Genomic DNA, 13971 nt, shown 5'->3' with positions numbered 1-13971 from the left:
CCACCTCTTCGGAGGGGGCCGGGCCCCGGCGCGTTTCCGGGGCCTTTTGCCAACAAGGGTGTCGGTAAGAGCGTGATGTGTACGGGTCTAGTCTCGAAGGATGACTGTGTACGGAAACTTCCCCGGCTCGCGGCCCCGTCGGCTGCGGACGACCCCCGTGATGCGGCGGATGGTCGCCGAGACACGGCTCGACCCGGCGAACCTGATCCTGCCCGCGTTCGTGCGCGAGGGCATCGACGCCCCGGTCCCGATCTCGGCCATGCCCGGTGTCCAGCAGCACACCCTGGACACCCTGCGGAAGGCCGCGGTCGACGCGGTCGCGGCCGGTGTCTCGGGGATCATGCTGTTCGGTGTGCCGCTGGACGAGAAGAAGGACGGCCGGGGCACGGCGGGCACCGACCCGGACGGCATCCTCCAGGAGGGGCTGCGCGCGGTCCGCGAGGAGGTCGGCGACGACCTCGTCGTCATGTCGGACCTGTGCCTGGACGAGTTCACCGACCACGGCCACTGCGGAGTGCTGACGGAGGACGGCCGCGTCGACAACGACGCCACCCTGGAGCGGTACGCGGAGATGGCCCAGGTCCAGGCGGACGCGGGCGCCCACGTGGTCGGCCCCAGCGGCATGATGGACGGTCAGGTCGGTGTCATCCGCGACGCGCTGGACCAGACCGGGCACGAGGACGTGTCGATCCTCGCGTACACGGTGAAGTACTCCTCCGCCTTCTACGGCCCGTTCCGCGAGGCCGTCGGCTCCTCGCTCCGGGGCGACCGCAAGACGTACCAGCAGGACCCGGCCAACGCCCGTGAGTCGATGCGCGAACTGGCGCTGGACCTGGCGGAGGGCGCGGACATGGTCATGGTCAAGCCGGCCGGTCCGTACCTCGACATCCTGGCGAAGGTCGCCGAATCGGTGGACGTGCCGGTCGCGGCGTACCAGATCAGCGGCGAGTACGCGATGGTCGAGGCCGCCGCCGAGAAGGGCTGGATCGACCGCGAGGCGGCGATCCTGGAGAGTCTGACCGGGATCCGGCGCGCGGGCGCGCAGATGATCCTGACGTACTGGGCGACGGAGGCGGCGCGGCTGCTGCGCGCTTAGGGGACGTCTGCCGGTCCTCCTTCGCCCGGTTCCTCCTCGGGCGGGGTGTCGTCCAGCCGCCCGGTGAAGTCGACCTCCTCGCGCACCTCCGGGTCCGGGTCGGCGGCCAGGTCTCGCAGGAGGTCGTCGACACCGGGGGTCGTCCAGCGGGCGACGGCCCGGACGACGGCGGCGCGGACGGTGGGGTCGGGGTGGCCGGCGAGCGGGGCGAGTCGGTCGAGGGGGCCCCGGCGGCGGAAGCCGAACCAGTACAGCGCCTCGCGCAGGGCGCCCGCGTCCCGGGCCGCGTCGAGCCGTTCCAGGAGGACGGGAACGGCCGGGGCCGGGCCGTCCAGCGGGTGGGGCCGGCGCCGGCGCAGCCGGGCGGAGCCGTACTCGCCGCGCACCCGGCAGCCGGTGCAGGTGCACGGGCGGGTGCCGTGGGCGTCGGGGAAGTAGCGCCAGCCGGTCACCTGGCGGACGGCGCGGACGCGGTGGATCTCGCCGCGCGGGACGGGCCGGGGGAGGAACACCTCCCAGCCGCGCGGGTCCTCCAGGGCGGCGATCCGGCGGACGGCCTCGCTCGCGGTGACGCCGGTGGGCGCCCCGCCGCGCCGGCGGCCGTAGTGCCCGACGGTGACGGGCTCGGCGTCGGGCAGCCGCAGATGGACGGCGACGAGGCCGCGGGGGCCGTGGTGGCGGGCGAGTTCGCGCAGCCACTGATGCGTCAGGGCGTACGACGGCAGGACCGGGAAGCAGTACACGCCCCGGCCGCCGTCGGGTCCGTGCGCGGCGGCCCGTATGCCGGTGCGTCGGATGCGGTCCGCGTACGCGGCGGGGGTCAGATGCACGAACATGGCCATGGCCGCGAGGGTAGGAGACCGGCCCCGGGCGGGCCGAGCGGTTTTCGGGCGGGTGTCAGTGGCGGTCCATACGATCGGGACATGCGCATCTCTGGAACGTTCACCGTGACCTCGTTCGTCCCGACCGAGCTGAAGCCCGAGCCCGAGCCCGCGATCACCACGGCCCTTCCGGTGGGGCTCGCGACCATCGTGAAGGCCTTCGATGGCGGGGTCGTGGGACGGTCCACGACCCTGTTCACCGCCGCGTTCGACCAGGAGTCCGGCGTCGGCTCGTACATCGCGATGGAGTCCTTCGAGGGCGCGCTCGACGGCCGGGAGGGCACCTTCAACTTCGTGCACTCGGCCGCGACGCGCGGTTCGGACCGCTCCGACGAGTTCTTCTCGGTCGTGCCGTCGAGCGGAACCGCCGCCCTCGCCGGGATCAGCGGGGGCGGCGGGATCGCCGTCGACGAGGACGGCACGCACAGAATCTGGTTCGACGTCGAGTTCTAGGCCGCGTCGCTCGGACGCTTCCCGGAACCGGAGGTGTTTCAGAGCAGGGCGTTGTCCATCTCGGTCTGCCAGTAGGTGACGAAGCCGTTGTCGTCCCAGTAGGTCGTGCCGGGCAGCGTCAGTTCGGTGGCGTCGGACTCGGACTGGTTGTTCCGGTCGGCGAGGAAGACGCCCAGGTGCTCGCTCTTGTACGGCTTCCGGCCGTTGGGCTCTCCGGTCAGGCCGATGCCGGCGTACGCGGACTGGCCCGGCTCCAGCGTCACCACGGCCTGCGGCTTGCTGTCCTGGAGCACCGGGAACACCGCCTGCGCGTCGTCGAAGCGGAGCATCGGCGCGTAGTACGCGTAGCAGGGGCGGGAGCCCGTGTTGGTGAGGGTGAGCAGCAGGTGGTTGATGGGGCGGCTCACCTTGGTCACGGTGATCTTGGTGTTGGACGCCACGCAGGTGACCGGGCTCGTGCTGCCGCCGCCGCTGCCCCTGCCGCCGCCCGTGCCGCCGCCGGGGGCCTTCGTTCCGGCCGGGGCCTTCGGCTTGGCGTCGCCGGCCGGTTCGGTGTCCGTGTCCGCGGTGGAGTCCTTGGCCGGGGTCGCGTCGGCCGAGGGCTTCGCGGTGCCGTCGGCGTCGGCCGAGGCCGCGGGGGAGGCCGCGCCGGGCTGACCGGCGGCGGCTCCGTCGTCCCCGTTGCACGCCGTCAGCGAGAGCGCGGCGAGCAGGGCGGTGGCGGCCAGGACGGTGGTGCGGATGCGGTTGCTGCGCATGGTGGTTCTCCCCGTGGAGTGTGTGGTGGTGCCGGTGGTCGGTGGCGCGGCTGTGATGGGCCGGTGGTCGGTGGTGCGGCTGTGGTGGTGCTGAGGACGTGATGGCGCTGACTGCGTGGTGGCGCTGAGTGCGTGGTGTGGCTGGGTGCGTGGTGGGGCTCAGTACTGGAGCGCGTCGTCCATGTCGGTCTGCCAGTACGTGACCGTCAGGGTGCTGTCCACGTACACGCTCTTGGCGAGCGGCACGCTCACCGGAGAGCCGGTGCCGTCGAAGCCGCCGTCGCGGTTCTGGAAACCGACCTCCAGGTCCCGGGTCTTGTATCCGTTCGAGCCGCTGCCGTCGGCGGACGACGTCATGACGCCGGTGTAGGCGGACTCGCCCGGGTTGAGGGTCACCACGGCCTGGGGCTTGCTGCCCTGGGCGGTGTTCGGGACGGACTGGGCCTCCCCGAACCGCAGGGCGGGGTAGTGGTACGCGTTGCACGCCTTGGAGCCGGTGTTCGTCAGCGTGAGCAGCATGTGGTTGACCGGCCGCCTGACCTCGGTGATGGAGAGCTTGGTGTTCGCTCCGGTGCAGGCCGTCGTGGTCGCGCCGCCGCTGTTGTCGCCGCCGGCCGGCTCGGCGGTGGACTTGCCGCCGCCCGAGCCGGAACCGGAGTTCGAGCCCGAGCGGGAATCCGAACCGGTGGAGTCCTTCTTGCCCTGGCCGGCGGGCGATGCGGTCGCATCCTTGGCTCCGGAGGTGCCGGAGGTGCCCGAGCTGTCGGCCGGGGTCCGGTCGGACGAGCCGGGGGTGGCGGACGCGAGGGCGTCGTACGGTTCCGGGGCGTCGCTCTGGCAGGCCGTCAGCGAGAGGGAGGCGAGGAGTGCGACGGCGCCGAGGGCGGTGGTGCGGGCGGCGCGGCGGAAGGCGGTGGTACGCATGAGGTGTGATCCGTTCGTCGAGTTGCGCAGGGTTGTGGGGCGCCGCTTTGGCACACCGGAAGCCGGCGGATGTACTGGACAATGACGTGTGGTCAGAGGTTCCACAGCAGAGCGATGACGGTCGTGACGGATGCGATCAGGACTGCTGTGGCCACTGAGTCGGTGAGGCTGAGTCGAGGACGAGTACGCACGGCGGCTCCCGGGGACGGGCAGGTCGGTGGGTGGTACGAGACGCGCTGCTTGCCCTTGCCGGGGTGCTTGCTGCGGCGTGTTCCACCATCGTGTCCGGCCCCCGGATCAGGGGACAACGGTTGCCGGCCGGTACGGGACGCTGGAACGGAAACATGCCCTCTGACCTGCGAAGACAGCACCTGCCTGGAACGCCGTTCCGGGAGGGCGGGAGAGGGGAACGGTCGGGGTGGGCACAGAGATCCAGGAGTTCGCGGCATCGCTCAGGGAGCTGAAGGAGCGCTCCGGGCTGAGCTATGGAGCGCTCGCCCGGAAGCTGCACATGAGCACGTCCACGATCCACCGCTACTGCAACGGTGAGGCGGTGCCGCACGACTACGCCCCCGTCGAACGCTTCGCGCGGGTGTGCCGTGCGGGGGCGGACGAACTGGTCGTGCTGCACCGGCAGTGGATCCTGGCCGACGAGGCGCGGCGCAGAGGGAAGTCGGAGGGCGGGGCCCCGGTCGCGGCCTCCGCCGCAGCGCCGGTCGCGGCCTCGGGCGAGGCGCCGGGTGCGGCCTCCGGGGAAGGCCCGGTTGCGGCCTCCGGCGAGGCGCCGGCATCCGATTCCGGGAAGGCGCCCGATCCCGAGGCGAAGGCCGGGCCGCTCGTGCCCGATCCGGCGGCTGGGCCGCCCGCGCCGGAGGCAGAGGCTGGGCCGCCCGCGCCGGAGCCGGAGGTTGTGCCGCCTGTGCCTGGGCCTGGGCCGCTTGGTCCGGGGCCGGAGTCCGTACGCGATTCCGCGCCGGAGTCCCTCGCACCTGAACCGGCCCTCGGGGCCCTGGCGGAGAACGAGATCACGCGCGAGGCTGCCGAGCCCGCCGCCTCCCGGTGGCGGCGGGCCTCGGGGCGGACCCGGGTGCTGCTCGCGGTGGCGGCGGTGGTCGCGCTCACCGTGCCCACGGCGGTGGTGGTGGGGGAGCTGAGGAACGCGGGTTCCGATACGGCGGCGGAGCGGCCGAAGGGTGCGGCGTCGGGCGACGGCAAGGCTGCCGATGCCGTGTCCGAGGGGCCGGGGAGTCCGTCGCCCTCGGTCAGCGCGTCGAAGCGGCCGAGTCCGTCGGCGAGCACCGGCTCCGCGTCCGCGTCCACGACGCCTTCCGGGTCCTCCTCGGCGGGCTCCGGGGCCGGAGCGGGGAAGCCGAGGAGCGAGCCGGGCCGGCCGCCGACCGCGGCGATCACCTCGTACAACTGGGACGGTCCGTGCGGGCAGTTCTATCTGGTCGACCAGGACGCCGACAGCGTTCCGCCGCCGCCGGACAACCCGAAGACCTCACGGGGCTGGGCGAAGGTGCTCGGTGGGGTCGACGGCGGCACGATGATGCTCGAAATCACCGTGCAGGGCACCTCGGAGCAGGCCGTCGTCCTCAACGCGCTGCGCGTGAGGGTGCTGAGTCAGCGGGCGCCCCTCCAGCACTCCGCGTTCTCGATGGGCGAGGGCTGCGGCAGCACCATCGAGCCCCAGTCGTTCAAGGTGGACCTGGACGACAGCCGCCCCACGCTCGTCCCGGTCGCGGGGATGCAGGCGGACGGGCCCATTCCGGCGAAGAACTTCCCGTTCCGGGTCTCCGCGAGCGATGTGGAGGTCTTCGACATCGAGGCGCACGTGGAGGGGCACGACGTCAGCTGGGTCCTGGAGCTGGACTGGAGCAGCGGGGGCCGCACCGGCACGCTGGAGATCGACGACGGCGGGAAGCCGTTCCGTACCAGCAGCATCGCCGGGCGGCCGACCTACTACTACCGGTGGGACACCACGGTGTGGGAGAAGCGCTGAGCCAACCTACGGGGCGTCGGTGAGCCGCCTTTTCCTACGGGGTGACGATCGCGAACGACGGGTCCGTGCGGTCCAGGGCGTCCAGCAGGCGGTGCAGGACCATGAGGTCGCCCTCGTGCTCGATCGGCTCGGTGGTCGTGCCCCCGAGCAGGTCCGTCAGCCGGTCCCTGGTCAGGGTGAGGCTGAGGTCGGCGTTGACGTCACGGACCCGGGCGTCGGGGACGACGGCGTGGGTGAGGACGCCGTTGCGCAGGGAGAGGCGGTAGGTGCGGCCCAGGTCGGTGAAGTGCCAGAGCGAGGTGAAGGACTCGTCCCACGCCTTGGGGCCGTTGACCCGGATGGCGAGCGAGTCGAAGACCTGGCCCACCGACAGGGCCCCGGCCATGCTCCCGGAGCTGATCGGGGTGGTCGTGACGCCCTCGCGCAACTCCTTGGCGCCCATGAGGTAGTTGTTGCGCCAGGTGCCGCATTCGGCGCCGTGGCCGAGCCGTTCGAAGGTCTGGGCGAGGAGTTCCTTGGCGTCCGCGCTGTCCGGTGCGGCGAACACCGCGTGCTTGAGGATCTGTGCGGCGAAGCGGGCGTCGTCGTCGGCGAGGTACCGGCGGGCCTTGGTGAGGACCGCGTCGAGGCCGCCCATGCAGTCCACGTAGCGGCGGGCGCTCTCGGTGGGCGGGTGCTCCCAGAGGGAGGAGGGGTGGCCGTCGTACCAGCCCATGTAGCGCTGGTAGATCGCCTTCACGTTGTGGCTGACCGAGCCGTAGTAACCCCGGGCGTGCCAGGCGCCGGCCAGGGCGGGCGGCAGCTCCATCATCTCGGCGATCTCGATGCCGGTGTGCCCCTGGTTGGCCAGCCGCAGCGTCTGGTCGTGGAGGTACGCGTAGAGGTCGCGCTGCTCGGACAGGAAGCGGGTCAGCCGTTCCGTGCCCCAGGTCGGCCAGTGGTGGGAGGCGAAGAGGACGTCGGACTCGGCGGCGAAGGTGTCGACGGCGTCGGTGAGGTAGCGCGCCCAGATACGGGCGTCGCGGACGACCGCGCCGCGCAGGGTCAGGATGTTGTGCAGGTTGTGGGTGGCGTTCTCCGCCATGCACAGGGCCCGGCGCCGGGGGAGGTGGAAGTTCATCTCCGAGGGCGCCTCGGTGTCCGGGGTCAGCTGGAACCGGAACAGCACCCCGTCCAGCGTCTCCTCCTGGCCGGTCCGGGTCACGTCCACGGTGGCCGGCAGCAGGCTCGGGGTGCCCTTGGACGCGGTGAAGCCGAGGCCGACGCCGATGAGCCCGGCCGGGCCCGGCTCCAGCTCGGCGCCCGTGTGGTAGACACCGCGCCGCAGCATCGCCGTACCGGCGTAGACGTTCTCGGCGACCGAGTGCTCCATGAACTCGGCGGGCGCCACGATCGGCACGTCCGCCCCCGGTTCGACGACGCCGAGCGTGCCGCCGAAGTGGTCGATGTGGGAGTGCGTGAAGACGACGCCCGTCACGGGCCGGTCCCCGCGCTGCGATCGGTAGAGTGCGAGGCCGGCGGCGGCGCATTCGGCGGAGACCAGCGGGTCGACGATGATCACGCCCGTGTCGCCCTCGATCAGGGTCATGTTGGAGAGGTCGAAGCCGCGGATCTGGTAGATGCCTTCGGTGACCTCGTAGAGCCCGGCCCGCGCGCAGAGCTGCGACTGCCGCCACAGGCTGCGGTTGGCGGTCTCCGGGCAGTCCCCCTCCAGGAACGCCGTGGCCCCGAAGTCCCACACCACCCGCCCGTCCTCCGCCGTCACGGTGGCGGCCGAGGGCGGGGCGACCAGCCCCCGGTCCGCGTCCTCGAAGTCGGTGGTGTCGGAGAAGTCCAGCAGATCGAGGTCGTCGGAACGGGTCATCGGGCTCTCCCCACATCAGGGCGCGCCCGGCCGGAACCCGGGCGCGCGCGACCGCGTCCCACGCTGCCGCAGGACCCGTACGGGGGCATGGGGGACTGGGCCGTACGGGGGACGGGGGACAGGGGACGGGGGCGGGGCAGGCGGGGGCGGGCGGGGTGATCCCCCGAAGCCCGGGTCTCGGGTCTCGGGTCTCGGGCTTCGGGGGGTCGGAGCCGGATACGGGCGGGGGCGTGGATCGCGGCCCGTGTCACCCGTTCAAGCGATCGGAGGGAGGGGCGCGGCCCGAAGCTCGGGACTTGGGACCCGGGTGTCGAGCGTCGAGCGCCGGGATTCGAGCGCCTTCTTCAACTGATGGGTGGTTAAGGGGGGTTGGGACAACCTCCCCGCCTCCCTACCCCGTAACGGCGAGCAAGTATGACTAATGGTGACGGCTTGCGACGCAGCGTGTCGACTGTTTACGGTGCGAGCACATAAGACGACCCCGACGCGGCGTAGCAACACCGGCCGGGGTCTGACCCGAGATCACCACACTTCAGAAAGCTGATCCCATGGCTGTACGAGACATTAGCTCCCCCCTTCCCGCGCCCGCAGGACCGGCCTCGCATCCGATGGCGAATCCCGGCTACGGCAAGCGCGAAGCCCCCGGCCAACTTCCGCGTTCAGCAGGTGATTTCGCCCTGCTGCCCGCGCGCGAGCGCTGCGTCGCCGGGTTCGTCGAGCGGCTGCCCGAGGGTGCGTCGATGAGCGTGAAGAGCCTCGCGAAACAGATTCCCCTGTACGGGCAGCAGGCGATCGCCTCCGCCCTGACGGCCCTCTCCGTGGCGGGGCACCTGCGCCGCTTCCGCTGCTCGGTGAGCACGGGAGACGGCGAGGTGCGGTGGGTGTTCCGTACGTACTGGTCGCGGACGGCCCGCGACAACGAGTGGTGGGCGGCGCTGGCGGCTGGCGGTGTGTCCGAGACGGCTGCTGTGCCGGTGCCTGTGGCTGTGTCCGAGTCCGCATCCGTTGGGACTGTGACCGCGCCCGTGCCCGCCGCAGCCGCTGTTCCGGTTCAGCGGACGGCCGCTTCGGCGCCCGTGCAGGTGCCTGTGGTGCCTGCGGCCCCTTCGGCGCCTGCGGTGTCCGTGGAGCCGTCCCCCGCCTTCCGCGCCCTGGCGCTGCTCGGTGAGCGCGATGCGCGGCTCGCCCTCTCGGAGGACGACTGCGCCGTACTGGAACCGCTCGCCGCCCAGTGGCTGATGCGCGGCGTCGGCACCGACTACCTCGTGAGCGTCCTGACGGCCGGACTGCCCGAAGCGGTCGCCTCGCCCCGTGGCTTCACCCGCGACCGGCTCGTCAAGAAGCTGCCGCCCGCACGTCAGGCGCTCGCCCCTGCCGGTCCGGCTGCGCCGAGCCCGTCGATGGAATGCACCGCGTGCAGGGTCCCCGGCCCCGCCGAAGCGCTCCCGGACGGCCTCTGCCGCTCCTGCCGAGCCCCCGTTCCCCCGGAGTCCGCCGACCCGGAGGAGTGCGAGGTCCGCACCCGGGTGGACGGGCTCAGGGGCCTGCTGCGCGAGTCCCGGCCGCCCCGGCCCGCGCGGCGCTGAGGGGGAGGTCTCCGCCGAGGGCCGTGCCGAGGTCACCGCCCGGAGGCGGCCGCCTGCCGGAGCTGGGCCGCGATTCCCTGCCGGTCGATCTGGATCCAGTACTCGACGATCAGCCCGTTCTCCACGCGGTAGACCGCACTGGTCATCGCCGAGACCGGCGCCCCCGTCGGCGCGAACGCGTCCACCTGCCCCACGTGCCGCCCCTTCTGCGTCCAGCGCGCGTACACCCGGTCCCCGTCCGCGATCAGCTCGTCCACGGTCAGCGTGAACTCCCCGTACGCGTCGAGCATCTCCCGTACGTGCTCCGCGTACTGCTCCGGCGTGCGCTCCACGACCGCTGGTGCCTCCGACATCACCTGATGCGCCCGGACACGCGGCGCCATGAAGTCACCGGCCCGCTCGGGGTGCCGCCCGGAGCGCACGTCGAGGAGGAACTGACGGACGAGGTCCTTGGGATTGCTCATGCGCAAAGTGTGACATCGGGACGTCTGCGCAGCTCGGCGGAGGGGCCCCGGGTCAGTCCTCCCACGCGCGGGGCCGGTCCAGGGCCTCCCATTCCGCCCGCAGCAGGGAGCAGACGGCGATGTCGAGGCGTCGGCCCCGATGCAAACAGGCGGAGCGGCTGGTGCCCTCGCGGACGAAGCCGGAGCGGCCGAGGACGGCCAGGGCGGCGGCGTTCTCCGCATGCGTCTCGGCCACCAGCCGGTGCATCGGCAGTTCGCCGAACGCCAGGTCCACCAGGGCGTCCAGGGCGGCGACCCCGTACCCGTTGCGGCGGTGCTCGGGGGCCAGCATGAGTTCGACCTCCGCCGTGCCGTTGACCATGCTCTGGTGCGTGAGCGCCGCATGGCCGACCGGGGTGCCGTCGGGGAGCAGCACGAGGAAGTCGTCCTGGTCGTCGTTGTCGTTGTTCCGCTCGATGCGCTCGCGCATCGCCGTCAGGGAGCGGGGCCAGATCCCGATCTCGTACAGAGCGGTCGGATCCGCCCGCCACCTGTGCAACAGCTCCGCGTCATCGACGTCGACCGGCGCCAGCCCCACGGAACGCGCCCGCCACGACACCACCCTCCCGGCACCGGAGGTGTCGTCGTCGTGCGCACATCCGGACTCGGTGTTCTCGCTCATGGCCCGACCCTATGGGGACGGCCGGGGGCGGAGCCATCGCGTTCCGGGGCGGTGGGTGGAGCGTGGTGGGGCCGTTGCCCGCCTTCCGGCGGTCGCCCGGCGGGGCGGTGCGATCAGAGGTGCGCCTACGTCAGCACCAGCCACCGCCGTCCGTCCAGGAGTTCGCGGGCGGCGTCCAAGTGGCCCGCGTGGCAGGCGGTTTCGGTGAGGACGTGGAGGAGGACGTCGCGGAGGGTGTGGAGGTGGGGGTCGCCGAAGAGGTCCTGGGGCCACCAGGCGAGGGGGGTGTCGGGGGCGGAGGCTGCGGCGATGGCGTCGGCGCGGGCGGTTTCCGTGCGGTAGCGGGCGAGGACCTCGGTCGTGGGGGTGGTGTCGGGGACCTGCCAGGCGTTGTCGATGTCCGCGAGGGAGGCGATGACGTCCTTGTCGCCCGTGACCACGGCCTGGAACCAGAAGCGTTCGACGTCGAGCGCGAGGTGCTGGACGAGGCCGAGGCAGCTCCAGCCCGAGGGGAGGACCGGGCGGCGCAGGTCTTCCTCGCAGAGGCCGTCGAGTATGCCGAGGATGTGGCGGCGCTGGCCGTCCAGGGCCGCCAGCAGGGCCTGGACCTCGGGGGCGGCGGGGGCGGGTGAGGTCACTGGGAGCTCCGGGGGTGGTGGGGCCGGACGGGTTTCCTGGCCAAGGCCCCCATGCTGGGCAGGTGGTGACGTTCTGTCCAGGGCTTGTGGTGCTTGGCCCGGCCGTACGGCGAGCAGTTGGCTGCTGTGGGGTGTGCGGGAACGGCCCCCGGAATCCGCCCGGCAGGGGCGGAAATCCAGGGGCCGTTGGTCGGGGCGGGGGCCGGCGTCAGGCGCGCTTGCGGCGGCGGGTCATGACGACCAGGCCCGCACCGGCGACGACGACCGCCGCGCCGCCGAGGGCGATCGGGAGCATGTTGCTGCTGCCGGTGGTCGCGAGGTCGCCCTCGGCGGGCTGCGAGGGGCCGGCGGACGGTGCCGGGGCGCCGGGGGACGGCGAACCGGACGGGGTGCCCGACGGGGCGTCGGACGGGGTGGCGCTGCCGGTCGGCGGTGCCGAGGCCGACGGGGTGCCGGTCGCGGGGGGTGTCGTCGCGGGAGTGCTGGGCGACGGGGTCGTCGTGCCGGGGACCTCCGGCAGGCAGCCGGTGAACGGGAAGTGGTGCGTCTCCGCGCCGCCCGATCCGTGCAGCGAGGCCACCCACACCGAGCCGTTCACCGGGGCGCCCGTGCCCAGTTCCAGGTGCGCGCGGGGGGCGAGGACGCTGCCCGGCCAGGCCGCCAGGCTGCTCTTGGCGATCTTGGTGGCGTCGGGGAAGTTCCACAGCAGCCGGGCGCGGACCGCTCCGTCGTTCGCGCTCTGGAGCTTGTCGTCGAGGACGAAGTCCTGGCCGCCCGAGAGGAAGAAGCCCGTCGTGCCGGCGCTCGCCATGTCGTAGGCCGTGCCCGTGACGTTGACGATCGTCGTCGCCCCGGCCGGGACCTTGACGAAGACCTCCTTCGCCTTCTCCAGCTGCGAGGCCGGGACGGAGAAGACGTTGCGGCCGGTGTCCGTTCCGGTCAGCGTCAGCCTGGTCCCGTCGAGCCGCACCTCGGTCCCGGCGGTGGCCTGCTCGTCGGCCAGGGCGTCGGAGTAGGCGCGCAGTTTGGTGAACTCGCCGTCGAAGTCGATGAGATCGGCCTTCTTGGCGAAGGTGCCGTTGTGCATCTCGACGGCCCGGTCCTTCACCGAACCGCCGACGACGGCGTTGCCCTTCATCACGACGGTGGCCGAACCACCGTTGAGCAGGTCGCCCCGCACGACGAGCGACGCCCGGCCGGGCAGCGCGTCGACCTGGGCGGACGTCAGCTCGTTGCCGACGCTGAACCCGCCCCGGAAGTCGGCGTTGCCGCCCACCGCCACGGCACCTTCCGCGTCGGGGGAGTGGACGTCGTCCCCGAGGACGAACTCGCCGTACTGTCCGGCGATGCCGAAGGCGTTGGTGGCGCAGTCCCCGGCGGCGGGGGTGGCCTGGGCGGCCGGAGCGACGGTGAGCCCGAGAACGAGGGCACCGCCGAGCGCCGCGAGGGCGGCGGAGGTCGGTATGCGCATAGTGCGTGGTTCTCCTGCGGAGCAGTTATGAAGATTCTGTGGCGACTCCGGTCATGATTCTCACACTCGGGGAAATTGGTCAAGACCAATGCAGGCGTTACTTCCGACGCCGTTCGGACCGTCCGGGGCTCAGTCCCACCAGAACGACCACACCTCCTGGTGGAGCACGGCCTTCTCCGCGTACACCTCCAGCGTGCTGAGCGTCGACTGCTGGATGTTGTCCGGGCAGAACGCGAAGTGCTCGGCCGCCAGGGCCCCGGCCTCGGCGGCCGTCGTCGGCGGGCGGCTCACGGAGACGATCATCGTGTCGAAGCCGAGCGCGACGACGCGGGCGCCGAAGCGGTCCTCCCAGGAACGCAGCACCGCGCAGAGCCGCGCCACGTCGTTCTCATGGTTCGTCGGGCCCGTCCAGCCGATCGCCGCCGGTATGTCCGCGCTGCGCCGCGCGGGCACCAGACCCGCCCGCAGCCCCGCCATCGGCCCGCCGATCTCCGTCACCTGGTCCGCGATCGCCGCCGCCAGCCCCTCCGGCGTGTCCGGCCCCGCCACGGCCGGCACCGGCGCCAGGCCCGGCCAGGCGATCACGGAGGAGTCGCCCGGGGGCAGTTCGTCGCCTGCGTACTCCTCCCAGAACCCGCGCAGCACCTCTTCCGCCTCGTGGTCCCCCGCGTACGACATCCGGTCCGGGGCCAGGTCCCAGTTCTGCGGCAGCTCGTTCCGCATCCCGCCGTCGATCAGCACCGGCAGCAGCCCGACCGGCCGCCCCAGATCCCGCATCCCGGCCCAGGTCCCGGGCACCGCCGCCTCCTCCCCGTACCAGAGCAGGGGTTCGTGCCATGGGCCGTTCATCGTGGAGTCCACGAAGGTCCCCGGCGGAAGCAGCAGTCCTGCCTCGGCGGGGGAACGGAGCGGGTTCGGAAGCGTCGCCATACCTGAACCGTAGGGGGTCCCACTGACAACGGGGCCGGGTCCGGGCTTCGTTACTGCGTTCCGTCGCAGGGCCCGATGGGTCCGCAGTCGTTGAGGGGGCCGTACCGAAGAATCAGCCGAACGCCTCTGGGGAGATCCACATGCCGGTGCCGGTGAAGCCGTAGTGGACCCAGACGCCCCTGCTCGTCGCTGCGCCCGCGACCGGCGTCGTACGCTGCCCGAACTCCACCGACTGAGCCGACG

The 13971-nt window shown here is 72.4% G+C and carries 13 protein-coding genes; 4 read left to right on the top strand and 9 right to left on the bottom strand.

What is annotated here, in order from left to right:
* The first annotated feature begins 100 nt into the window (after positions 1 to 100).
* On the top strand, positions 101 to 1096 hold the full coding sequence (gene hemB, locus ACFVDM_RS35935) for a porphobilinogen synthase (RefSeq protein ID WP_383650756.1): 996 nt from the start codon (positions 101 to 103) through the stop codon (positions 1094 to 1096).
* On the opposite strand, the gene ACFVDM_RS35930 is transcribed toward hemB, so the two are convergent.
* Positions 1093 to 1938, bottom strand: a complete 846-nt coding sequence (locus ACFVDM_RS35930; RefSeq protein ID WP_383650753.1) for a HEAT repeat domain-containing protein — start codon at positions 1936 to 1938, stop codon at positions 1093 to 1095. The genes hemB and ACFVDM_RS35930 overlap by 4 nt on opposite strands.
* 81 nt (positions 1939 to 2019) lie before the next feature.
* Here ACFVDM_RS35930 and ACFVDM_RS35925 point away from each other — a divergent pair, with 81 nt between their 5' ends.
* Entirely contained in the window at positions 2020 to 2430 is a 411-nt protein-coding gene (locus ACFVDM_RS35925) for a DUF3224 domain-containing protein (protein ID WP_383650749.1), read from the top strand.
* A gap of 38 nt (positions 2431 to 2468) precedes the next feature.
* Here the strand turns inward: ACFVDM_RS35925 and ACFVDM_RS35920 are convergent, their stop codons facing one another.
* Both ACFVDM_RS35920 and ACFVDM_RS35915 read right to left on the bottom strand, forming a co-directional pair.
* Entirely contained in the window at positions 2469 to 3188 is a 720-nt protein-coding gene (locus ACFVDM_RS35920) for a DUF4232 domain-containing protein (RefSeq protein ID WP_383650746.1), read from the bottom strand.
* Between the two features lie 159 nt (positions 3189 to 3347).
* A complete protein-coding gene (locus tag ACFVDM_RS35915; protein ID WP_383650742.1) occupies positions 3348 to 4112 on the bottom strand; it encodes a DUF4232 domain-containing protein in 765 nt (254 codons plus the stop codon).
* 418 nt (positions 4113 to 4530) lie between these two features.
* On the opposite strand from ACFVDM_RS35915, the gene ACFVDM_RS35910 reads away from it, so the two are divergent.
* Entirely contained in the window at positions 4531 to 6114 is a 1584-nt protein-coding gene (locus tag ACFVDM_RS35910; protein ID WP_383650739.1) for a helix-turn-helix domain-containing protein, read from the top strand.
* A gap of 34 nt (positions 6115 to 6148) precedes the next feature.
* On the opposite strand, the gene ACFVDM_RS35905 is transcribed toward ACFVDM_RS35910, so the two are convergent.
* Positions 6149 to 7978: an alkyl/aryl-sulfatase gene (locus tag ACFVDM_RS35905; protein ID WP_383650736.1), complete on the bottom strand. Its 1830-nt coding sequence runs from the start codon at positions 7976 to 7978 to the stop codon at positions 6149 to 6151.
* A 608-nt stretch (positions 7979 to 8586) separates the two neighbouring features.
* Between ACFVDM_RS35905 and ACFVDM_RS35900 the strand changes: the two genes are divergently transcribed.
* On the top strand, positions 8587 to 9564 hold the full coding sequence (locus ACFVDM_RS35900; protein ID WP_383650734.1) for a MarR family transcriptional regulator: 978 nt from the start codon (positions 8587 to 8589) through the stop codon (positions 9562 to 9564).
* 32 nt (positions 9565 to 9596) lie between these two features.
* On the opposite strand, the gene ACFVDM_RS35895 is transcribed toward ACFVDM_RS35900, so the two are convergent.
* The 5 genes from ACFVDM_RS35895 to ACFVDM_RS35875 form a co-directional block, all read right to left on the bottom strand.
* Positions 9597 to 10028 (bottom strand): ester cyclase, encoded by a 432-nt coding sequence (locus ACFVDM_RS35895; RefSeq protein WP_383650732.1) that lies wholly within the window; start codon positions 10026 to 10028, stop codon positions 9597 to 9599.
* A 52-nt stretch (positions 10029 to 10080) separates the two neighbouring features.
* Complete coding sequence (locus ACFVDM_RS35890) at positions 10081 to 10689, bottom strand: GNAT family N-acetyltransferase (RefSeq protein ID WP_383650728.1); 609 nt, start codon at positions 10687 to 10689, stop codon at positions 10081 to 10083.
* A gap of 125 nt (positions 10690 to 10814) precedes the next feature.
* Positions 10815 to 11327, bottom strand: coding sequence for a DUF664 domain-containing protein (locus tag ACFVDM_RS35885; protein ID WP_383650725.1), 513 nt, complete (start codon positions 11325 to 11327; stop codon positions 10815 to 10817).
* Between the two features lie 208 nt (positions 11328 to 11535).
* Positions 11536 to 12798: a choice-of-anchor A family protein gene (locus ACFVDM_RS35880; RefSeq protein ID WP_383650722.1), complete on the bottom strand. Its 1263-nt coding sequence runs from the start codon at positions 12796 to 12798 to the stop codon at positions 11536 to 11538.
* Positions 12799 to 12927: 129 nt separating this feature from the next.
* Positions 12928 to 13728 carry a DUF4253 domain-containing protein gene (locus ACFVDM_RS35875; RefSeq protein WP_383650718.1) on the bottom strand — a complete coding sequence of 267 codons (801 nt, stop codon included), beginning with the start codon at positions 13726 to 13728 and terminating at the stop codon, positions 12928 to 12930.
* Between the last annotated feature and the right edge of the window lie 243 nt (positions 13729 to 13971).

The organism is Streptomyces sp. NPDC057682 (assembly GCF_042799575.1).
In the GTDB taxonomy this organism is placed as follows: Bacteria; Actinomycetota; Actinomycetes; order Streptomycetales; family Streptomycetaceae; genus Streptomyces.
This window is presented reverse-complemented; position numbering and strand designations above follow the sequence as displayed.

Coding starts and splice junctions, on each gene's coding strand:
- ACFVDM_RS35905 (WP_383650736.1), bottom strand. CDS start 7,978: ATGACCCGTTCCGACGACCTCGATCTGCTGGACTTCTCCGACACCACC.
- hemB (WP_383650756.1), top strand. CDS start 101: ATGACTGTGTACGGAAACTTCCCCGGCTCGCGGCCCCGTCGGCTGCGG.
- ACFVDM_RS35880 (WP_383650722.1), bottom strand. CDS start 12,798: ATGCGCATACCGACCTCCGCCGCCCTCGCGGCGCTCGGCGGTGCCCTC.
- ACFVDM_RS35920 (WP_383650746.1), bottom strand. CDS start 3,188: ATGCGCAGCAACCGCATCCGCACCACCGTCCTGGCCGCCACCGCCCTG.
- ACFVDM_RS35900 (WP_383650734.1), top strand. CDS start 8,587: ATGGCGAATCCCGGCTACGGCAAGCGCGAAGCCCCCGGCCAACTTCCG.
- ACFVDM_RS35930 (WP_383650753.1), bottom strand. CDS start 1,938: ATGGCCATGTTCGTGCATCTGACCCCCGCCGCGTACGCGGACCGCATC.
- ACFVDM_RS35915 (WP_383650742.1), bottom strand. CDS start 4,112: ATGCGTACCACCGCCTTCCGCCGCGCCGCCCGCACCACCGCCCTCGGC.
- ACFVDM_RS35925 (WP_383650749.1), top strand. CDS start 2,020: ATGCGCATCTCTGGAACGTTCACCGTGACCTCGTTCGTCCCGACCGAG.
- ACFVDM_RS35890 (WP_383650728.1), bottom strand. CDS start 10,689: ATGAGCGAGAACACCGAGTCCGGATGTGCGCACGACGACGACACCTCC.
- ACFVDM_RS35895 (WP_383650732.1), bottom strand. CDS start 10,028: ATGAGCAATCCCAAGGACCTCGTCCGTCAGTTCCTCCTCGACGTGCGC.
- ACFVDM_RS35875 (WP_383650718.1), bottom strand. CDS start 13,728: ATGGCGACGCTTCCGAACCCGCTCCGTTCCCCCGCCGAGGCAGGACTG.